Below are 19954 nucleotides of genomic sequence, written 5' to 3' on the forward strand. Positions count from 1 at the left end.
TTTAGCATATTTGTTTTATATTTAGGGCATAAGCTAATGCATAACAACTTAGAGGAAAAGCTGTAACAATGAAAAATTTGGTTTTGGGTGGTTTGACAGCAGCAATTATGGCCGTATCGGGTAGTGCAATGGCAGCAGATTTTGTTGCTGGTAAAGACTACACCGTGATTGCCAATCCAGGCAAAGTGGAAGTTCCGGGGAAAATTGAGGTTCGAGAATTCTTTTGGTATGGATGCCCACACTGTTTTAAACTTGAACCGCATATGCAAACGTGGTTAAAACAGATTCCTAAAGATGTACGTTTTGTACGTACACCAGCTGCAATGAATAAAATGTGGGAACAAGGGGCGCGTACATATTATACATCTGAGGCACTAGGTGTACGTAAGCGCACGCATTTACCATTGTTCCATGCGATTATGGTGAACGGGCAGCAAATTTTTGATCAGGCTTCTGCTGCGAAGTTCTTCACTCGTTATGGCGTGCCTGAACAGAAATTTAATAGCACTTACAACTCATTTGCTGTGACTGCAAAAGTTGCCGAGTCAAATAAACTTGCTCAGCAGTACCAATTAACAGGAGTACCTGCTGTAGTGGTAAATGGTAAATATGTTGTGCAGGGTGAAGATGGTAAAGTCACTCAAGTTCTTAATTATTTAATTGAGAAAGAACGTAAAGCCAAATAAGTTGTTTAGGCTTTACTTCAAAAATGGGCTTCATTTGAAGCCCATTTTTATATTTAATTTATCGTTAATTATCACAAAATATTTCAATTAATTTTACTGGTTTTCATCATCAATTTGAAAATTTAAAACATCAAAATTAGCGGTTTGTGTAGGTAGGGATAAAGCTTGGTTAATATATAGATTAATGAGTTTCTGGCGAGAACCAATCGAGCGTTGATAGTAAGTAGAATTTAAAAGCAGTGATGCGCCATAAGTCAGTGACCAGATATAAGACAAATAGTCACGAATCGACATATCATAATTCAATGATTTTAAATAATTTTCGGTAATATCTTTAATTGCTAAAATACGTTGCTGGCGAATTTCGTAAAGCTCTTCAAAAAGATGTTTCAATTTAGACTCTGTCATCGTTAGACTTTCTTCAAGTTGATGCAATAGAATCGTTTTTCCAGGCGTGAGCAAATGATGAAGCATGTAATGAGGAGCGTACTCTTTGAAATCAGTATTATATTTTTTAGAAATTTCTAAAATTTGCTTTTCATTTTGAATAATTAACTCAAGTAGAAGCTCATTTTTGCTTCTAAAATGCTTATAAAGTGTGCCTTTAGCAATATCTAGCTCGGCCACTAACTCATCTAGAGTAATTTCCTGATTGTTTTCTAATAACAACTTTTCTGCCACGCTTAGAATTTTTTCTTTGCGCATCAAAAACTGTGTATGACGATCAAGATTCATAGGTATTCCTACACCAGTTTGGCCTAACTAATAATTTACTTCCTGTAAAAAAGAAAAAGACTTTTCTCGAAATTTTTAGCCTTTTTCTTTCTCTCTTTACGTATTACCACATAACCTGTTTTTTGTCATTTGCCGCTTTTACCGTTCCCAATTTGCAATCCCTCTAAAGAGTAAGCGAACTTGTGTAGAGGCATTTTCGATAAAGGCAGTTTGTTGTTGTTTGAGCTGCTCGTCTTGATATTGTTTAGATAGGTTGAGCCACGTCATTGCCCATGTAAATGACATGTTGGTCAAAATGGTAGATAAGACATTTAAGTCTTGAGGTTGTTGAATATGTTTAAAATTCTCGAGTTTGGTGAGATCGGTCGTTAAATCTTCAATTAGAAATTCGATTTCTCGGGCAATTGCTGCACGGACCGTTTCTGAACCTCCCCAACGTTCGGAAATCATAAATTGCCACTGCTTAGGGCTATGATTTACCGCCTGAACAAATAGCTCAATGCTGGTTTGAGTTTTGGTCGATTTATGTTGTAAATAACTTTGGCCCAATTGATGTAAAACACTTTTTAAGTGTAGTGCGACTTGATCAACCAGTTCTTTACCAAGTTCATCCATGTCTTGAAAATGACGATAGAACGCTGTCGGTACTAAACCAACTTCACGTGCAACTTCACGCAAACTGATACTACTGAACGAACGCCCAGACGTGCTCAGATGCAAGGCTGCATCGAGAAGTGCCTGACGACTTTGCTGTTTTCGTTCATCCCGTATCGACATTAAAAGAGCCTATTTAAACCGTGAGCCAGAGTCTAACAAAAAAGAGCAAACTTTCATAAAAAAAATAGTGAACAAGTGTTGACTGAGTGAACAGTTATAAATATAGTGTACATATGTTCACTATACGAACATGTGTTCACTCAAATAAATAGCCAGATACAAAAGAGGAACGTATGAACGCAACACTTAATTATCAGCCACATTGGGTTCGAGAAGATTTCGTTGATTTTGTTTTGCAGAAAATTAACGTGACTTGGGCTTGGAAACGGGTACTTGCCAAAGTTACCGCAGTTCAGTCTCTTCATACCGATATGGTGCTCATTAAGCTTAAACCGAATCGTAACTTTAAATTCGATCAGGTACGTGCTGGGCAAAGTATTTTATTAACTCTACTTATAGATGGAGTTTACCAACAGCGTAGTTATTCAATTATTGAAGTGACGAGTGAAGGCGAGATCTCTTTAGGTATTAAAGTACAGGGCTTGGTGTCTAGTGCAGCTCAGCTGTTACATGTTGGTGAGAGTGTTACAATTTCACAGCCACAAGGTGAATTCACACTACATTCAGGTCAACAGCCAGCTATTTTAATTGCTTCAGGTAGTGGAATTACTGCGATCTATTCATTATTGCAGCAAGCGTTGAAACAGCAGCTTGAACAGATTCACGTGATTTATTTCAACCGTGCTGAAGTTTTCCATGCTGAATTAAAAGCTTTGGCAGAAAAGCATCCACAGCTTAAATATCATTTTTTTAATACCACTGCACAAAAGCAGCATTTAACTGAAGATCTATTGCAAAAGTTGGTTCCTGATTACGCGCAGACTGCAACGTACGTGTGTGGACACCACGGCATGATGCAACAGGCAAAAGAAATTTATGCGCAGCAAGATGCTCAGTCGCAGCTTCATCAAGAGTTTTTCATGCCTGTTCAAATCGAACAGTCTAATGAAGCACAACCAATCATATTCCGTCGTTCGCAACAAAACTTTCTTGCCACGACAACGTTATTAAGCAGTGCAGAGCAAGCAGGCTTACGTCCGCAACATGGTTGCCGTATGGGTGTATGCAACCAATGTACGTGTACCAAAGTCAGTGGTGTCACCCAGAATATATTAACAGGTGAAATTGACGATCAACCAAATCGTGCAATTAAGTTATGCGTGAACCAAGCCCTTAGCCCAGTCACGATTGATCTATAAAAACAAACATAAAAGAGATTTGAGGATACCATTATGAATATGGCAGCGGAACTTAAAGCAGCATCAAAATCGGCACATTTAACCCTGGAGCAAACAGAAGCTTTTGGTAGGCGTATTGAAGAAATTCGTCTTGAAGTGATGAAAGATCTTGGGGAAGAAGATTCAAAATATATCTACAAAGTACGTAATTTTGTACGCTACACCGAAATTGCATCACGTGGCATGTTGATGTTTGGTGGTTGGATTCCACCAGTATGGTTGTTGGGTACGGCTATGCTAGGCGTATCTAAAATCGTTGAAAACATGGAACTCGGTCATAATGTGATGCATGGTCAGTTTGACTGGTTAAATGATCCGGCACTTAACGGTGCAACCTATGACTGGGATACGGTGTGTACGGGTGAAGACTGGAAATATACCCATAACTATAAGCATCATACCTATACCAATGTGTTTGGCATGGATCATGATATTAGCGGTTATGGTGTGATGCGCATGAGCCGTGAGCAAAAGTGGGAACCCCGTTTTTTATTCAACGTGCCAATGGGTTTTGTATTGTCAACGGGTTTTGAATGGCTATTAGCTTTGCAACGTCTAGAGATGGAAAAAGTGTTGTTTGATGGCACCAAAACTTGGAAAGAAGTGTATGTAGAATCTAAAAATCTACGTAAAAAAATGGTACGTCAGTTTGGGAAAGATTATGTGTTGTTCCCACTAATTGCAGGACCAATGTTCTTGCCAGTATTGGCGGGTAACTTTTTTGCTAACTTGATTCGTAACTACTGGGCATCGACCGTGATTTATTGTGGTCATTTCACAGAAGACTCTGAAATTATCACTGACAATATTGATAATGAAACCAAAGCAGAGTGGTATTTGCGTCAGATTCGTGGTTCAGCAAACTTTACTGGCGGTAAAATCATGCATTTCTTGAGTGGTAACTTGAGTCATCAAATTGAACATCACTTGTTTCCTGATGTACCTGCCAACCGCTATCAAGAGATGGCACCTAAAGTACGTGAAGTCTGTGCAGAGTTTGGTCAACAGTACAATACCGCGCCCTTTGGATCTCAGATTGTGAGTGTGTATAAACGTCTGGCTGTTCACTCTTTGCCTGATAATATGGTTGATCGTTTGGTGGCGACCAAGCGGACTTTTGTTGAGGCGGTGAAGGGCATGTTTGGCAAAGCTGCTTAATAAAGATAGATCATTATTTAAGACATTCCAAATAGCTCCTTTTAAGGGGCTATTTTTATTTTTGAGTCATTAAAAGTGCAGACTTACATTTGAAAGTAGGGAATAAACTCAACCTGTCAAAATCCTTTGCTATACTATACCCAGATTTGTATTTAAGAGAAGTTAGGAAGGATTATGCGTATTGACCAACGTGAATTAGACCAGTTACGTGAAGTAAAAATCACACGTAACTATACCCGTTACGCAGAAGGTTCAGTTCTGGTTGAGTTTGGTCACACCAAAGTCCTTTGTACTGCAAGTATCGATAATTCGGTTCCACGGTTTTTAAAAGGAAAAGGACAGGGCTGGGTCACTGCTGAATATGGCATGTTACCGCGTTCAACACACTCACGTTGTGACCGTGAAGCAGCGCGTGGTAAACAGTCGGGCCGGACACAAGAAATCCAACGCCTGATTGGCCGTAGCTTACGTGCTATGGTTGATTTGAAAAAGCTTGGCGAAAACACGATTACCATCGACTGTGATGTGATTCAGGCAGATGGTGGTACACGTACGGCAGCAATTACTGGTGCGGCTGTAGCATTGGTTGATGCTATGAATGTTTTGTTATCTCAAAAGAAAATTAAGCATGATCCGCTTAAAGGATTAGTTGCTGCAATTTCTGTGGGTATGTATCAAGACGAAGTATTACTTGATCTTTGTTATGAAGAAGATTCGAACTGTCAAACTGACTTAAACGTAGTAATGACACAAGCTGGCGAATTTATTGAAATTCAAGGTACAGCTGAAGATAAACCATTTACTCGTGCACAAAGCAATGACATGTTAGAAATGGCAGAAAAGGGAATTGCCGAGCTTATTAAAAAGCAACAAGAAGCTTTAGGCTGGTAATTTTACGCTTTCTAAAAAAACGCATCTTCGGGTGCGTTTTTTTATGCCTTCATCAAATCGACATAAAAACATCACTTGCCTGTCACTTTTAGGCTTTATTAGTAGTTCGCATTTAAAACGTTTGGAAAAAATGATGCGAAAACTTTCACTTCTACTAATTACCTCTTTAGCACTTATGCTCAGTGCTTGTAACGATGATAACGACTCAGACAATTCATCGCCAACAACACCGCCGACCAGTAATTGCAAAATGCACTGTGCACCATAATAAGAACTTAGGATAGAACTAATGAATCGTCGCGAATTTCTTTTAAATTCTACAAAAACTATGTTTGGGACAGCAGCGTTAGCGAGTTTCCCGCTTAGTATTCAAAAAGCCTTAGCTATTGATGCCAAAGTTGAAAGTGGAACTATTCAAGATGTTAAACACATTGTGATTTTGACTCAGGAAAACCGCTCTTTCGATAACTATTTTGGAACACTAAAAGGTGTACGTGGTTTTGGCGACCGCTTTACCATTCCAATGACCGAAGGCCGGAAAGTATGGGAGCAATATGATGCGAAGAAAAATAAAATATTGCCTTACCATTTAGATAGCCGCTTAGGAAATGCACAGCGCGTTTCAGGTACGCCTCATTCATGGTCGGATGGTCAAGCCGCTTGGGACAATGGTCGTATGAGCGATTGGGTCGCTTATAAAAAGTCGCAATCGATGGGGTACTACAAAAAACAGGAAGTAGAATATCAGTTTGCATTAGCTAACGCGTTTACGATTTGTGATGCTTACCACTGTGCCATGCACGCGGGAACTAACCCAAACCGTAAATTTATCTGGACGGGAACCAATGGTCCTACGGGCGCAGGTGTTGCCAGTGTCGTAAATGAATTTGACGGAATTGGACCATCAACAGAAGGCTATGAATGGACGACCTATCCTGAGCGCTTACAACAGGCTGGCGTTAGCTGGAAAATCTACCAGAATATGCCGGATAACTTTACCGACAATCCTCTAGCCGGTTTCAAACAGTACCGCCGTGCGAATGAGCAGTCGGGGCAACCTGTAAGTAACGATGTTCTCGTTTGCCCTGAATACGATGAAAAAATCGATGCAACACAGCCGCTTTATAAGGGTATTGCTAACACCATGCCGGACGGTGGTTTTTTAGGAACTTTTAAAGCTGATATTGCACAAGGTAAATTGCCGCAAGTGAGTTGGTTAGTCGCTCCTGCAACCTACAGTGAACATCCTGGGCCATCTAGTCCTGTACAGGGTGCTTGGTATATTCAGGAAGTATTAAATGCTTTAACTGAAAACCCTCAAGTGTGGAGCCAGACGGTTTTATTGGTGAACTTTGATGAGAATGATGGCTTCTTTGACCATATTCCTTCACCAAGTGCGCCATCTAAAGATGAAAAAGGTGTAGTTCAGGGGAAAACGACTCTAAGTGACCAACAAGTGTCTTATGAGTACTTTACTCATCCAGCAGTCGCTACAGCAAAATCTCAACCCGCAACAGATGGACGTGTTTATGGACCGGGTGTGCGCGTTCCAATGTATGTGATTTCACCATGGAGTCGTGGGGGATGGGTGAATTCACAAGTTTTTGACCATACTTCTATTTTACAGTTCTTAGAAAAGCGTTTTGGTGTGCAAGAGCCGAATATCAGCCCATATCGCCGTGCCGTGTGTGGCGATTTAACTACAGCTTTTGATTTTAAAACTCCGAACCTTTTGCCTGTAAATGAGTTAGTAGGTAAGAAAACAAAAGCAGAAGCCGATGCTATTCGTGTTGCTCAAGCTTTATTGCCACAAGTTCCGGTTCCAAGCCAGCAACAATTTGCACAGCAGGAAATGGGCATTAGACCTTCACGTGCTTTGCCTTATATTTTGCATACCAGTGCTAAAGTTGATGCAGTACAAAAGACTGTAAAACTGATGTTTTCAAATACAGGTAAACAGGCAGCGGTTTTCCATGTGTATAACCGATTAGATCTTACAGCGATTCCACGCCGTTATATGGTTGAAGCGGGTAAACAGTTAGATGATGTGTGGAATGCTACAAATGGGCAGTACGATTTGTGGGTAGTCGGTCCAAATGGTTTCCACCGAGCATTTAAAGGCAATTTGAGTCAAGCTAACCAGACTCAAGCATTGCCGGAAATTAGAGTGTGTGTGGAAGAATGTGACGCGAATTTGTATTTAAAAGTGCGTCATGATGGTAATAAGTCAGTCAAGCTGACAGTCAAAGCAAATGCTTATCTTGCAAATAAGACATGGACCATAGAAACAGATCATTCTGAAAAAGAACTGGTTTGGGATATGTCTGAATTTGGTGGTTGGTACGACTTCACTGTGACATTAGCTGATGATACTACTTTTAGCCGTCGCTTTGCTGGCCGTATTGAAACCCAAGAAGATTCAATTTCTGATCCATATATGGGTTATTTAGTGTAATGGATGAGTGATTAAGCTGAAGTTTTGGGTTAATAATTTATTTTAAATTAGCTAGCACGACGGAGTCTTATCATTTATTCATCCAGTGGAAGTAGCTAATTCGTTACTTTGGTTTTGCCCAAAGTAACCAAATGCATTTGTCATCTACAAAACCTGTTCTCTTTCTGCATATATCTGATTTATTGCAAAAACAATATATTTATAGATTTTGGGCAGGTTGTAGATGACATCTCACACAATCTAATGTTGGGAAATATAAATGAAGAGAGGTACTATCTTGTGGTGTAGATGAATAATAAAAATAAAGACTTACCTTTTGTAACACAACCTCCTAAGCCTGATCATATTTATCTTTTACCTTGGAACCCTGATTTTTTTAAAGTAATGGGGAAAATTTATGCTACAAGGTTTTATTGTATTATTAGCAGTAGTGACATTCGTTTTAATGGCTGCTGACCCACGTGATAGTGGGGCACAAGCGACTCAGTCAGCATGGCAGAAAACACAAGCGGCAGACATGACCAAGTCGCAAAAAAATACTAATAACGATGTAGACTTTATTTAAGCATTAAAACGCATTGATAAATCCACAGCTCTAACGTCTTTAGTCAGTACACCCATAGAAATGTAGTCAACGCCAGTAGTGGCAACTTCGCGCAAGTTTTCAATGGTGATATTACCTGATGCCTCTAACTTACAACGACCAGCAACATGTTTCACCGCATCGATCATTTGTTGTTGGCTGAAGTTATCAAGCATAACAATATCTGCACCTGCTTCGAGCGCTTGGTTTAGCTCATCCCAAGTTTCAACTTCGACTTCAACAGGTTTGCCCGGTGCAATTTGATGGGCTTTGGCAATTGCCTGAGCAATACCACCCGCCGCCATAATATGGTTTTCTTTAATTAAGAACGCATCAAATAAACCTAAACGATGGTTTTGACCACCACCGACAGCTACAGCATATTTTTGTGCAATACGTAAGCCTGGCAAGGTTTTGCGTGTATCGAGAAGTTTTGTATTTAAACCTTCGAGCTGTTGAACATATTCAGCTGTTTTTGTCGCAACCGCAGATAAAGTTTGAATAAAGTTTAAAGCAGGGCGCTCTACAGTGAGTAAGCTACGTGCAGAACCAGCAAGCTTTAAAAATGCTTCGTTTGCAGCAACACGCTCACCTTCTTGTTTTAACCAAGTCACTTGAACCGTATTGTCATAAGCTGAGATGAGTGCATTAACCCAAGGCTGTCCAGCTAAAACCATATCTTCACGGCTGATAATGGTTGCTGTTGCCTGTTCATCTTCAGGTGTGAGCATAGCGGTAATATCACCGTCCCCAATATCTTCTTGTAATGCTTGTTGAATATTGATTTGAATTGATTGTTCAAGCAAAGACTGAGGTATGCTCATACGGTTTCCATTTTGTAGATGACCCTAAAACTTGCGATATATTAGCACCGTCGACTTTAAAAATAAGCTGTTTTATGAGATTAATCGCGATAAACAATCGCATTTACTACTTTGAAAAGTAGATAACTGTTTTAAACTAAAACAATTGGCAAGCAATTTATTGGCATCTCAATGAAGCAAATTACACCGTATGAAGTTATAGATGGGCAATTAAAAGGGGCGAGACAAATCCCTTCTCCAAATTTTAACCAGCGTCCGACTGGTACCGAAATTCAAATGATCGTAGTTCATAATATTAGTTTGCCGCCGTCTCAATTTGGAGGCGGGTATATTGAGCAGTTTTTTCAAAACAAGTTAGATTGGTCAGTCCATCCTTATTTTCAGACCATTGAGGGGATGAAGGTTTCTACGCATTTACTGATTTTACGTAGTGGGGAGGTCCTACAGTTTGTTAATTTTAACGATCGGGCATGGCATGCAGGGCGTTCGAGTTATTTAGCCAAAGTAGAATGCAATGATTATTCAATTGGTATAGAGCTTGAAGGGAGTGATGATTTGCCCTTTGAAGAAGTACAATACGACGTATTAACCGATGTAGTTAAGATCATTCGTCAGGCTTATCCTGAAATTAAAAACCATATTGCCGGGCATTCAGATATTGCACCAGGCCGAAAAACTGATCCAGGGCCTTATTTTAAATGGCAGCACTTTAGACAATTACTTGATCAGAAAAAAAGTTGAGTTCATTCATCATTTCACAACGAAAAGATTTTCTAGTTTCATTACAATAGCGTCTTTCGAATATAGCTGTAGGTGAGTACGATGGCATTATGGCGATCGACTTTTATTGTCAGTGCAATGACGATGTTGTCACGAGTGTTAGGGTTAGTGCGTGACGTCGTATTGCTCAACGTGTTTGGTGCGGGTAAAGATTTTGATACCTTCGTCGTCGCTTTTCGTATTCCCAACTTCTTTCGACGATTATTTGCCGAAGGCGCCTTTTCTCAAGCCTTTATTCCAGTATTAACTGAATATAAAACAGGCCGAGCACACGCTGAAGTGCAGATTTTGATTAGTCGGGTATTTGGCTGCTTGTTAACAGTCATGACCCTACTAACTTTTGTGGCTATGGTCTTAGCACCTGCGATCATTTATATGTACGCACCCGGCTTCCATAGCGATCCTGAAAAGTTCGATTTAGCAGTCAGCATGTTTCGTCTGACCATCCCTTATTTATTGTTTATGTCGCTGACTGCTTTTGCCAGCAGTATTTTAAATAGTTATGGTTCGTTTGCTTCACCAGCTTTTTCACCAGTGTTGCTGAATGTCGCGATGATTGCCGGGGCATGGTGGCTTACGCCGTATATGGCTGAACCGATCAAAGCATTAGGCTGGTCAGTTGTTGTGGCGGGTGTTTTGCAGTTAGCGATACAAATTCCAGAGCTATGGCGTAAAAACCTGCTGATCCCACCTAAAGTTGATTTTAAACACGAAGGTGTAGAGCGTATTTTAAAATTAATGCTTCCAGCTTTATTTGGTGTATCGGTTACCCAGATTAACCTGTTATTAAATACGATTTGGGCCTCTTTCATGCAAGATGGTTCAGTATCTTGGCTGTACAGTGCAGAGCGTATGACTGAATTGCCGTTAGGTTTAATTGGTGTTGCGATTGGTACAGTGATTTTACCTTCACTTTCTGCCCGTCATGCAGAACAAGATCAAGCAAAGTTCCGCGGTATGATCGACTGGGCTGCAAAAATTATTGTATTGGTTGGCTTACCAGCAAGTATTGCCTTATTTATGCTTTCGACACCAATCATTCAGGCATTATTCCAGCGTGGCGAATTTGACCTACGTGATACACAAATGACAGCTTTAGCACTGCAATGTATGAGTGCGGGCGTGATTTCGTTTATGCTGATTAAAGTCTTTGCACCTGGTTTCTATGCACAGCAAGATACCAAAACACCTGTACGTGTCGGTTTAATGTCAGTTGCAGCGAATGCTATTTTAAACGTTATATTTATTGGTTTCTTTAAGCTGATTGATTGGCATGCAGAGCATATGGCACTTGCTTTGGCATCTTCAGGCTCGGCTTTGGTGAATGCAGGTTTACTCTACTTCTATTTACATAAGCGTAATATTTTCCGATTTGGTTCACATTGGAAAAAGCTGTTTCTTCAATATGGTTTAGCGAACCTTGCCATGATTGGAGCACTTTGGTTTGCGTTAAATTGGTATAACGGTGAACTTTCACAATGGTTACGTGTTGCCGAAGTGGTTGGATTATGTGTAGTCGGCGTAGTCGCTTATCTAGTTGCTCTCGTCGTTACAGGCTTTCGTCCTAGAGACTTAAAACACTAAAAATAAAAAAGCGATCTTAAATGATCGCTTTTTTTATATCTGATGAATTTATTTCGGTAAAATCTGTAGCAATTCAATATCAAAAATTAAAGTACTGTTTGGGCCAATACTATCACCAGCACCGACTTCACCATAAGCAAGGTTAGCCGGAATAAAGAAGCGAGTTTTCCCGCCTTCTTTCATGGTTTGCAGACCCTCTGTCCAGCCTGCAATGACTTGACTGAGCTGAAACTCAACTGGATGATTACGGGCAATAGAACTATCAAATACGGTCCCATCAAGTAAACGACCTTCATAATTCACTTTAACACGAGATGTGGCTTTCGGTTTTTGACCATTACCTTCTTTTAATATTTGGTATTGAAGGCCAGATTTAGTCGTGATTACACCTGATTTTTTTGCATTGTCAGCAAGAAATGCTGTACCTGCTTGGGTATTTAGTTGACCTGTTTTTTGAAATTCGACTAACTGTTTAGCTTCTAAGGTTTTCTTATAGTCATTAATCGCTTTTGCCATTTCTTCATCAGTTAGGCGTGCTGTTTTACTTTGTGCGCCTTCTTGAAGACCTTGGTAAAAAGTATCAAGATTTAGATCTGTTAATGCATCAGTATTATTACGACCCATCAAATAGCCATAACTATAGCTAAATTGTTCTTTTGCTGGGCTTTTATTCGTTATAGGAGTTGCAGCAAGAACAGATAAACTCATTGTTGATGTTGCAATAATTAGACCAATTTTTTTCATGCCGTTTTCCAAAAAAAGGAGAGTAATGTTCTACTCTCCTGAATGTTTTTATTTCACTGAAATGAGTTCTACATCAAAAATCAGTGTACTGTTTGCTGGAATGCCAGGAACTTCCTGAGGGCCATAGGCAAGATTTGATGGAATGAAGAACGTTGCTTTACCGCCTTCTTTCATCAATTGAAGTCCTTCAGTCCAGCCTGGAATAACCTGATTGAGTGGAAACTCAACTGGCTCACCGCGTTTATAAGAACTATCAAAAACCTGACCATTAATTAAACGACCTTCGTAATGTACTTTAACTATAGACTGCGCAGTAGGTTGTTTACCTGTGCCTTCTTTAGTAATGATATATTGCAAGCCAGACGCCGTAGTTTTTACTCCAGCTTTTGTTTTATTTTCTGCAAGGAATTGAGCATCTGCAGATTCAGGAGTAGCACCAGCAGCTTGTTCTGGTTTATTCTGTTGCTGCATTTTTTGCTGCAATTCTTTTTCATAAGCGGTTACAGCAGCTTTTAACTCTTCTTGAGTATAAGCACTTGGCTGCTTGCTGCGAGCATCATGAATCCCTTTCACAAATGCTTTTGTATCTAGCTCAGGCGGAGTTTGCTGTGCAACTTCATATCCAAGAACATAACTAATTTTTTCAATTGGAGAGGCATTTTTATTTGCCTTGCTTCCGACTTCTGTGGTCGGATGTTGGCTTGCATAATATACTGGTACAAGTGCAGCACCGCCTAAAACTACAGCGACAGCAATGGGTAAGGCTTTACTCATAAAAGGTTCCAAAAATAATCATTTGAGTCTAAAAAGGCTGCTTTTGATCTTAGCATGCTTAAGCATAGAATGTTTAAGAAAAAAAACGAGTGGTTTTTTATATATTTTAGTTAGTTTTAGTAGGGATATACTTAAAAAAATCTTAAATAAAAAACCGGATCATTTGATCCGGTTTTTTTATGACTTTACGCTTAATCTTCTTTTTGTGCTTTGTAAGCATAGGCGTAGTTATAGCCGTAACCATAACCCGCGCTAGCACGTTGAATGTCATTGAGAATAAAGCCGTTGACTTTAACACCCGCTTGTTCAAAGCGGTTAAGTGTTAATTCAAGCTCTTTCATTTGTGACTTAGCATAACGGGCAACAATTAAGTTCACACCAGTATATTGCGAAATAATAATACCATCAGTTACTGCAAGTACTGGTGGAGTATCAATAATGATGTGATCATATTGACTTTGTAGCTGTTCAAGTAACTCTTTAAATTGGTTTGAGCTTAAAATTTCTGATGGATTTGTCGGGCTCTTACCACGTGTAATCACGTCAAGGTTAGCAACTTGAGTTTTGTGAAGTGTCTGTTGAAGATCAGCTTGCCCACTCAATAATTCAGAAAGACCTGGTTTGACATCAACATCAAAATATTTGTGCATATAACCACGACGCATATCGGCATCAATCAGTAACACACGTTTATCACCTTGCGCAAAAATTGTTGCAAGGTTAGTCGAAATAAAGGATTTACCTACTTCTGGTGAAGGTCCTGCAATCATAATGATATTATTTTTCGCATTTGCTAAAGCAAAGTGAATCGCAGTACGGATACTACGTAAGCTCTCAATTGCAATATCATCACTATTTTTAACAGCAAGAATAGGAATATTCTTCTTCTTCTTTAAAATTTTAACGCGACTTTCTTGAATTGGAGAACGTGGTACTGTTGCATAGACAGGTAAATCCAGTTCATTTTCAATTTGACTAGAATCTTTAATACCTGTACGTAACATATTGCGCATTAACGCAAGGATTGTGCCAACAAAACCGCCTAAGAATAAAGATAAGATAAGGACTTGTAACTTTTTAGGTTTAATTGGGGCAATTGGCTCAACTGCAGTGTCCACAATACGAATATTACCAATTTCACCAGCTTTTGCAATTCGAAGCTGTTGGTAAGAGTTTAATAAAGCAGTGTAGAGCTGCGTTTTTACCTCAACCTCGCGATACAATTGTAAATATTGACGTTGTACATCTGGTAATTGTTTTAAAGTACTATTGAGTTCACCAATTTGTTTATTAATAGCACCTAACTGCCCATTAATTTCACGCATTGCAGGGTGGTCAGCAGTATATTTTGCGGCCATTTCTGCTTGCTTTTGTTCTAGCTCAGCTTTCTTCGTTTCTAAAGTAATACTCTGAGTTAAATACAGCTCAGACTCTTTTGTTACATCCACAGTATTGTACTGTTGACGGAACTTATTAAATTGACGCTCGGCATCATCAAGTTGTTTTTTCAAATCAGGTAGTTGTTCATCCAAAAACTTTAAAGTTTGTGCAGATTCGGCTGAACGACGCTCAATATTTTGCGCACTATAAGTTACCAAAATGGCATTTAAAACTTGAGTAATATGCTCTTTATCTTGACCTTGATAGTTTAACCCTAAGACACCCGTAAGCTTACCTTTTTCTGCGACTGAATAATTTGTACTAATGGTATTTACAGCGGCAGGTAAAGACAAGTTAGTAATATTATAGGTTGCATCAAGTTGATCTTTAGTAAAAATTGCAACTTTCCAAATACCATGTGGACCTGCAACTTGATTTAACTGGTTAAGAGGTACTGTTAAAAGAGTTTGCTCAGTACTAGGGTCGGTCAAACGCAAGGATTTTTTATCAAAATTAAGTAGTAAGTTTTTATCTAAGTAATAAGCGGGTATTTCAAATTGGCGAATCTCAAAACTTTTTAAGTCGTCTTTAAATAAAACTGATTTTTTAGTGTATTCAGTTTTATATTCCATGTCACTTAATAAACGATGAGTAAGTGTATTTTCTGTGCTGGAAACTCGTATATTAAGATGTAAATCTTTAATGACTGAACCTAAAACTAGACGAGACTTTAAAATCTCAATTTCTGCTTGAGCGGGTGATTTTTGCTCAATCATTTGTGATAAATCACCTAAAAGCGCAGCAGAAGCTCCTTTACTGTCTTCCACCTGAACCATTGCATCAACAGAATATGTATCTGGTGTTACACGTAAATAGAGTAGTGCACACACAAGACTCAAAATGATGCACAGGGCGATAAGTTTCCATTGGGCAATCAGAGAAAAAAACAATTCTTTTAAGTCAATTGTGTCTTCGGTATTAGTATTTTGGTTCATAAGCTTAAAATCTTGGCGTTAAATATAAGGTTTCCAGTCAGCAATACATTGTTGAATGAGGTGGCAGGTTTCATCAAAAATAGCTTGGTCGTGCTGGTAGGGATCAGGCACATTTCTATTCTGCCAATGGCCCAAGCGGTAAGTTTTACCTTTTGCAAAGGGCCAAGTTTGCTCAATATGTTTTTGCTGGTTGTGACTCATGACCAAAATAAGGTCAGCTTTTTTAATATGTTCCGCATTGAGTTTACGTGCAACATGTGGTTGCATATCAATACCTAATCGTTGCATACAAAGTTGAGCTTTGTGGTCTGCTTGATGGCCTACAAGCCCTGAAATGCCTGCAGACTCTATATTTAACAGAGGGTATTCCTGTTTCAAAAAATACTCTGCCATAGGACTACGGCAGATATTTCCAATACAGACCACCAAAATATTCTTAAACTGCATAATATTATTGTCCCAAACGGTCTATGTTATATAACGCATTTGAGAATGGAATAATTTGGTTGACAATACGTTGCCAGCGAGTCAAACCAGTTGCATCAACATAGACAATATCATTACTACGTAACTTAAACTGATTAGCTAGACCAAAGTCACCAATGCTCATTAAATTTAAATGATAAATTTCTGTTGTATGGTCATTTGGGTTAGTTCGTAGTACATAAATACGGCTTGCACTTGCTGAGTTCGGATTAATCCCTAAACTTTCACCCAAAGCATCAGTTAAGGTCATGCCTTGATCTCGCATCGGTAAAGCTTGGTTTTTACCAGATTCGCCCATGACATAAATTTTCTGGTTTTCACGAGTACTAACGTAAATTGTGTCATTAGGTTGAACCAAAAGTTTATGTAACGAATAACCCGCTTTTTCTAAATCGATCGTATTTAAATTATAGGTTCGACCATTTCGAATGAGTTGAATATAAGTATTATCACCTATAGTAGTAACCCCCCCTGCCATTCCTAAAGCTGTATAAATGCTGACAGGTTGATCGCTTAAATAAAACTGGCCACCTTTAGTGACACTACCTTGCACAGAGAAACGTTGACCTTCATAAGATAGTACACGAACTATCACATCTGGGTTTTTTAAGAAGCGGGAAAGTTGGCTACGAAGTTCGCGATTGACTTGAGCGAGGGTTTTGCCAGAAGCTTTATAACGTCCAACTAGAGGGAATTGAATATAACCACTTTGGTCAATTGGGTAACCACTTGCTTGTACAGATTGTTCATTATTGACATTGTTTACAGGTGGAGTAATTTCAGGATAAGCCCAAAGTTGAATAGAGAGAACATCCCCAGGACTTAAACGATATATTGGCTGTTGGCTCTTAAATAGGGTTGCATAGTCACGTTGATAATCAACCTGTGCAGGTTGTATTGCGGGTAGAGTTTCTTGTGAAATTTTAACCACATTAACCGTAGTTCCAAGGTCGGTTTTATAAACGCCTTCACTTGGAATATCATAAGTTTGTAAACCGGAGGTAACTGCACAACTAGCAGCACTTAAACTTAAGGCAAGAACAGAAAAAAACTGGCAATACTTCACACGCGACCCTTTGTGTATTTATCTTTAATTGATATTGTCCACTGCATAGTAACAAGTGTCTATTAAACGCAGGCTGAACAGATTCTAGCTTAAAAGAGATGAAAAAACATCGAAAAATCGTATAGCTTTGTATGTTTAGTTTATCTGAACTACTTATTTAGACTGTAGTCACTTATCAGAAATATTAAAAATGTACTATTTTAGCTAAACTAATAAATTCTACTTATAAGTGCTGTAAACACATTTATACAATTGGTGTGCGGCGCTAACTTAAAATCTGATATAGTACGCTGCATTGTAAGTGCCAAAAGCATGATTTATTAGATATAAACTCTAAGGAAAAAGGCTCGTTTATATGCAAATTGCCAATTTAAAAATAGCAATTATTGGGTTGGGCTATGTAGGCTTGCCATTGGCAGTTGAGTTTGGGAAAAAAGTACCCGTAGTTGGTTTTGATATTTATCAAAAACGTATTGATGAGCTCAAAAACGGTAAAGATCATACCTTAGAAGTTTCTACACAAGAATTAAAACAGGCGGTGCAATTAAGTTATACCGCGGATTTGAACGATTTAAAAGACAGTAACTTTTTTATTGTAACCGTTCCAACACCAATTGATGACTTTAAACAACCGGATCTCACACCTTTAATTAAAGCATCGACTAGTATTGGTCAGGTGCTTAAAAAGGGGGATGTTATCGTTTATGAATCTACTGTGTATCCGGGTGCAACAGAAGAGGTGTGTATACCTGTTTTGGAAAAAGTTTCAGGTTTGAAATTTAACCAAGACTTTTTTGCAGGCTATAGCCCTGAACGAATTAACCCTGGTGATAAGTTGCATCGTGTAACCAATATTTTAAAAATCACTTCAGGGTCGACTCCTGAAGTGGCTGATTATGTTGATGAAGTATACAACCTAATTATTGAAGCAGGAACTCATAAGGCACCGAATATAAAAGTAGCAGAAGCTGCTAAAGTTATTGAAAACACGCAACGTGATGTCAATATTGCTCTCATTAATGAATTAGCCCTTATTTTTAATAAATTGGGTATAGATACAGAAGATGTACTTAAGGCTGCAGGAACCAAGTGGAATTTCCTACCTTTTCGACCAGGTCTGGTTGGTGGGCATTGTATCGGTGTTGATCCTTATTATTTAACACATAAAGCCCAGTCTATTGGGTTGCACCCAGAAATTATTTTAGCAGCTCGTCGCTTAAATGATCGTATGGGGGAGTATGTGGCGACCCAACTCATTAAGGAAATGGTAAAACGGCGTATTCAGGTTGTTGGTGCCCGTATTTTAGTAATGGGCCTTAGTTTTAAAGAAAACTGCCCAGATATTCGTAATACAAAAATTATTGACTTTATTAAAGCCCTTAAAGAGTACGACTTAGATTTAGATATTTGTGATCCGTGGGTAGATGATACAGAAGTCCAACACGAATATGGTTTAGCGCCAGTTAAAGAATTGAAGCAAGGTGTGTATGATGCGGTCGTTATTGCCGTTGCTCACGATCAGTTTAAAGCAATGACCGCAGAAGAGTTTCACGCGTTAGGTAAAACCAATCATGTACTTTATGATTTGAAATATGTATTAGATCAACAAGAATCATCGATACGTTTATAAGGAATTAGTTCAGGTGAAAAGAGTTTTATTGGTATTTGGAACAAGACCAGAAGCAATAAAAATGGCGCCATTGGCCTTAAAATTACAGCAAACTATTGAAAACTTCGAAACCAAAGTTTGTGTAACTGGGCAACATCGTCAAATGCTGGATCAAGTTTTAGAGCTCTTTAATTTAAAACCCGATTTTGATTTAAATCTAATGAAGCCCGGACAAACATTATCTGATGTTACTTCAGGAGTACTCAAAGGCTTGGAGCAAGTTTTTGAACAATGGATGCCAGATATTATTTTAGTTCATGGTGATACGGCTACTACATTTGCCGCTTCATTGGCTGGGTATTATCATAAAATTAAAATTGGGCATGTTGAGGCGGGCTTAAGAACAGGTGATCTTTACTCTCCATGGCCTGAGGAAGCGAACCGCCAACTTACAGGCGTTTTGGCAAATTATCATTTTGCGCCTACGAACTCGTCTTATCAAAATTTAATTAAAGAAAATGTTAATCCAGAAACAATTATTGTGACTGGAAACACAGTTATTGATGCATTATTGCAAGTGAAAGATAAAGTTGAACAAGATGAAGATTTAATTCAGATGTTTGAGCAAGAATTTAAATTTCTTGATAAAAGTAAAAAGCTAGTTTTAGTTACAGGTCATCGTCGTGAAAACTTTGGTCAAGGATTTTTAAATATTTGTACTGCATTAGCTAATCTTGCAAAAAAATATAGTGATATCCAAATTGTATACCCCGTTCATTTAAACCCTAATGTGCAAAAGCCTGTAAATGAATTGCTATCAGGTATAGATAATATCTTTTTAATTCAACCCCAAGACTATTTGCCATTTGTGTATTTAATGAATCGTAGTTATCTTATCCTGACTGACTCAGGTGGTATTCAGGAAGAAGCTCCTTCGCTTGGAAAACCTGTTTTGGTTATGCGTGATACTACTGAACGACCAGAAGCTGTTGATGCAGGTACTGTGCGTTTAGTGGGTACTGATGTAAATACAATTGAAAAATCAGTGTCGGAGTTATTGGAAAATACCTCACTATATAATGCTATGGCTGCTGCACATAATCCTTACGGTGATGGCACTTCTTGTCAGCAAATTATTGATTTCTTAAAAAGAAATTAATTTATTTTTATTATTTTTAATTTAAAGTAT

General features: G+C 38.7%; 19 protein-coding genes. 11 read left to right on the forward strand and 8 right to left on the reverse strand.

Annotation, left to right across the window (positions count from 1 at the left end; genetic code table 11):
- Window positions 1-68 precede the first annotated feature (68 nt).
- Window positions 69-686: a thiol:disulfide interchange protein DsbA/DsbL gene (locus tag KTH84_RS13590; protein WP_133976038.1), complete on the forward strand. Its 618-nt coding sequence runs from the start codon at window positions 69-71 to the stop codon at window positions 684-686.
- 93 nt (window positions 687-779) lie between these two features.
- Here the strand turns inward: KTH84_RS13590 and KTH84_RS13595 are convergent, their stop codons facing one another.
- Together KTH84_RS13595 and KTH84_RS13600 are read right to left on the reverse strand one after the other, a co-directional pair.
- Entirely contained in the window at window positions 780-1421 is a 642-nt protein-coding gene (locus KTH84_RS13595; protein ID WP_133976036.1) for a TetR/AcrR family transcriptional regulator, read from the reverse strand.
- 138 nt (window positions 1422-1559) lie between these two features.
- Window positions 1560-2198 carry a TetR family transcriptional regulator gene (locus KTH84_RS13600; protein WP_003655781.1) on the reverse strand — a complete coding sequence of 213 codons (639 nt, stop codon included), beginning with the start codon at window positions 2196-2198 and terminating at the stop codon, window positions 1560-1562.
- A 173-nt stretch (window positions 2199-2371) separates the two neighbouring features.
- Here KTH84_RS13600 and KTH84_RS13605 point away from each other — a divergent pair, with 173 nt between their 5' ends.
- From KTH84_RS13605 to KTH84_RS13630, 6 genes are all read left to right on the forward strand, one after another.
- Complete coding sequence (locus KTH84_RS13605; RefSeq protein ID WP_262473587.1) at window positions 2372-3397, forward strand: ferredoxin reductase; 1026 nt, start codon at window positions 2372-2374, stop codon at window positions 3395-3397.
- 33 nt (window positions 3398-3430) lie between these two features.
- Window positions 3431-4594, forward strand: coding sequence for a fatty acid desaturase family protein (locus KTH84_RS13610; protein ID WP_262473588.1), 1164 nt, complete (start codon window positions 3431-3433; stop codon window positions 4592-4594).
- A 174-nt stretch (window positions 4595-4768) separates the two neighbouring features.
- The gene (gene rph, locus KTH84_RS13615; protein WP_262473589.1) at window positions 4769-5485 is read left to right on the forward strand and encodes a ribonuclease PH; all 717 of its coding nucleotides are present in this window, start codon (window positions 4769-4771) and stop codon (window positions 5483-5485) included.
- Window positions 5486-5528: 43 nt separating this feature from the next.
- Entirely contained in the window at window positions 5529-5753 is a 225-nt protein-coding gene (locus tag KTH84_RS13620) for a hypothetical protein (protein ID WP_262473591.1), read from the forward strand.
- Window positions 5754-5774: 21 nt separating this feature from the next.
- Window positions 5775-7940 carry a phosphocholine-specific phospholipase C gene (locus KTH84_RS13625; RefSeq protein ID WP_262473593.1) on the forward strand — a complete coding sequence of 722 codons (2166 nt, stop codon included), beginning with the start codon at window positions 5775-5777 and terminating at the stop codon, window positions 7938-7940.
- 397 nt (window positions 7941-8337) lie between these two features.
- Window positions 8338-8505: a hypothetical protein gene (locus KTH84_RS13630; RefSeq protein WP_005049256.1), complete on the forward strand. Its 168-nt coding sequence runs from the start codon at window positions 8338-8340 to the stop codon at window positions 8503-8505.
- On the opposite strand, the gene nadC is transcribed toward KTH84_RS13630, so the two are convergent.
- Window positions 8502-9347 carry a carboxylating nicotinate-nucleotide diphosphorylase gene (nadC, locus tag KTH84_RS13635; protein ID WP_005049254.1) on the reverse strand — a complete coding sequence of 282 codons (846 nt, stop codon included), beginning with the start codon at window positions 9345-9347 and terminating at the stop codon, window positions 8502-8504. The two genes, KTH84_RS13630 and nadC, sit on opposite strands and share 4 nt — an antisense overlap.
- Window positions 9348-9518: 171 nt before the next feature.
- On the opposite strand from nadC, the gene ampD reads away from it, so the two are divergent.
- Window positions 9519-10088 (forward strand): 1,6-anhydro-N-acetylmuramyl-L-alanine amidase AmpD, encoded by a 570-nt coding sequence (gene ampD / locus KTH84_RS13640; RefSeq protein ID WP_133976024.1) that lies wholly within the window; start codon window positions 9519-9521, stop codon window positions 10086-10088.
- 72 nt (window positions 10089-10160) lie between these two features.
- Window positions 10161-11711, forward strand: a complete 1551-nt coding sequence (gene murJ, locus KTH84_RS13645) for a murein biosynthesis integral membrane protein MurJ (RefSeq protein ID WP_209832055.1) — start codon at window positions 10161-10163, stop codon at window positions 11709-11711.
- A 48-nt stretch (window positions 11712-11759) separates the two neighbouring features.
- On the opposite strand, the gene KTH84_RS13650 is transcribed toward murJ, so the two are convergent.
- The 5 genes from KTH84_RS13650 to KTH84_RS13670 form a co-directional block, all read right to left on the reverse strand.
- Window positions 11760-12455 carry an FKBP-type peptidyl-prolyl cis-trans isomerase gene (locus tag KTH84_RS13650; protein WP_262473598.1) on the reverse strand — a complete coding sequence of 232 codons (696 nt, stop codon included), beginning with the start codon at window positions 12453-12455 and terminating at the stop codon, window positions 11760-11762.
- Between the two features lie 48 nt (window positions 12456-12503).
- Window positions 12504-13229, reverse strand: a complete 726-nt coding sequence (locus KTH84_RS13655; RefSeq protein ID WP_262473600.1) for an FKBP-type peptidyl-prolyl cis-trans isomerase — start codon at window positions 13227-13229, stop codon at window positions 12504-12506.
- Between the two features lie 191 nt (window positions 13230-13420).
- The gene (locus KTH84_RS13660; RefSeq protein WP_262473602.1) at window positions 13421-15604 is read right to left on the reverse strand and encodes a polysaccharide biosynthesis tyrosine autokinase; all 2184 of its coding nucleotides are present in this window, start codon (window positions 15602-15604) and stop codon (window positions 13421-13423) included.
- Between the two features lie 18 nt (window positions 15605-15622).
- A complete protein-coding gene (locus KTH84_RS13665) occupies window positions 15623-16051 on the reverse strand; it encodes a low molecular weight protein-tyrosine-phosphatase (protein ID WP_262473603.1) in 429 nt (142 codons plus the stop codon).
- A gap of 4 nt (window positions 16052-16055) precedes the next feature.
- Window positions 16056-17156 (reverse strand): polysaccharide biosynthesis/export family protein, encoded by a 1101-nt coding sequence (locus KTH84_RS13670; RefSeq protein WP_262473605.1) that lies wholly within the window; start codon window positions 17154-17156, stop codon window positions 16056-16058.
- 355 nt (window positions 17157-17511) lie between these two features.
- On the opposite strand from KTH84_RS13670, the gene tviB reads away from it, so the two are divergent.
- Together tviB and wecB are read left to right on the forward strand one after the other, a co-directional pair.
- Complete coding sequence (gene tviB, locus KTH84_RS13675; RefSeq protein ID WP_045437380.1) at window positions 17512-18786, forward strand: Vi polysaccharide biosynthesis UDP-N-acetylglucosamine C-6 dehydrogenase TviB; 1275 nt, start codon at window positions 17512-17514, stop codon at window positions 18784-18786.
- A gap of 13 nt (window positions 18787-18799) precedes the next feature.
- Window positions 18800-19924: a non-hydrolyzing UDP-N-acetylglucosamine 2-epimerase gene (wecB, locus tag KTH84_RS13680; protein WP_262473607.1), complete on the forward strand. Its 1125-nt coding sequence runs from the start codon at window positions 18800-18802 to the stop codon at window positions 19922-19924.
- Window positions 19925-19954 lie beyond the last annotated feature (30 nt).

It is taken from the genome of Acinetobacter sp. WU_MDCI_Abxb74 (assembly GCF_025513915.1).
Lineage (GTDB): Bacteria > Pseudomonadota > Gammaproteobacteria > Pseudomonadales > Moraxellaceae > Acinetobacter > Acinetobacter calcoaceticus_C.

Coding starts and splice junctions, on each gene's coding strand:
- KTH84_RS13610 (WP_262473588.1), top strand. CDS start 3,431: ATGAATATGGCAGCGGAACTTAAAGCAGCATCAAAATCGGCACATTTA.
- rph (WP_262473589.1), top strand. CDS start 4,769: ATGCGTATTGACCAACGTGAATTAGACCAGTTACGTGAAGTAAAAATC.
- KTH84_RS13650 (WP_262473598.1), bottom strand. CDS start 12,455: ATGAAAAAAATTGGTCTAATTATTGCAACATCAACAATGAGTTTATCT.
- KTH84_RS13660 (WP_262473602.1), bottom strand. CDS start 15,604: ATGAACCAAAATACTAATACCGAAGACACAATTGACTTAAAAGAATTG.
- KTH84_RS13620 (WP_262473591.1), top strand. CDS start 5,529: ATGCCTTCATCAAATCGACATAAAAACATCACTTGCCTGTCACTTTTA.
- KTH84_RS13655 (WP_262473600.1), bottom strand. CDS start 13,229: ATGAGTAAAGCCTTACCCATTGCTGTCGCTGTAGTTTTAGGCGGTGCT.
- KTH84_RS13590 (WP_133976038.1), top strand. CDS start 69: ATGAAAAATTTGGTTTTGGGTGGTTTGACAGCAGCAATTATGGCCGTA.
- KTH84_RS13605 (WP_262473587.1), top strand. CDS start 2,372: ATGAACGCAACACTTAATTATCAGCCACATTGGGTTCGAGAAGATTTC.
- nadC (WP_005049254.1), bottom strand. CDS start 9,347: ATGAGCATACCTCAGTCTTTGCTTGAACAATCAATTCAAATCAATATT.
- KTH84_RS13665 (WP_262473603.1), bottom strand. CDS start 16,051: ATGCAGTTTAAGAATATTTTGGTGGTCTGTATTGGAAATATCTGCCGT.
- KTH84_RS13595 (WP_133976036.1), bottom strand. CDS start 1,421: ATGAATCTTGATCGTCATACACAGTTTTTGATGCGCAAAGAAAAAATT.
- tviB (WP_045437380.1), top strand. CDS start 17,512: ATGCAAATTGCCAATTTAAAAATAGCAATTATTGGGTTGGGCTATGTA.
- KTH84_RS13630 (WP_005049256.1), top strand. CDS start 8,338: ATGCTACAAGGTTTTATTGTATTATTAGCAGTAGTGACATTCGTTTTA.
- KTH84_RS13600 (WP_003655781.1), bottom strand. CDS start 2,198: ATGTCGATACGGGATGAACGAAAACAGCAAAGTCGTCAGGCACTTCTC.
- ampD (WP_133976024.1), top strand. CDS start 9,519: ATGAAGCAAATTACACCGTATGAAGTTATAGATGGGCAATTAAAAGGG.
- KTH84_RS13625 (WP_262473593.1), top strand. CDS start 5,775: ATGAATCGTCGCGAATTTCTTTTAAATTCTACAAAAACTATGTTTGGG.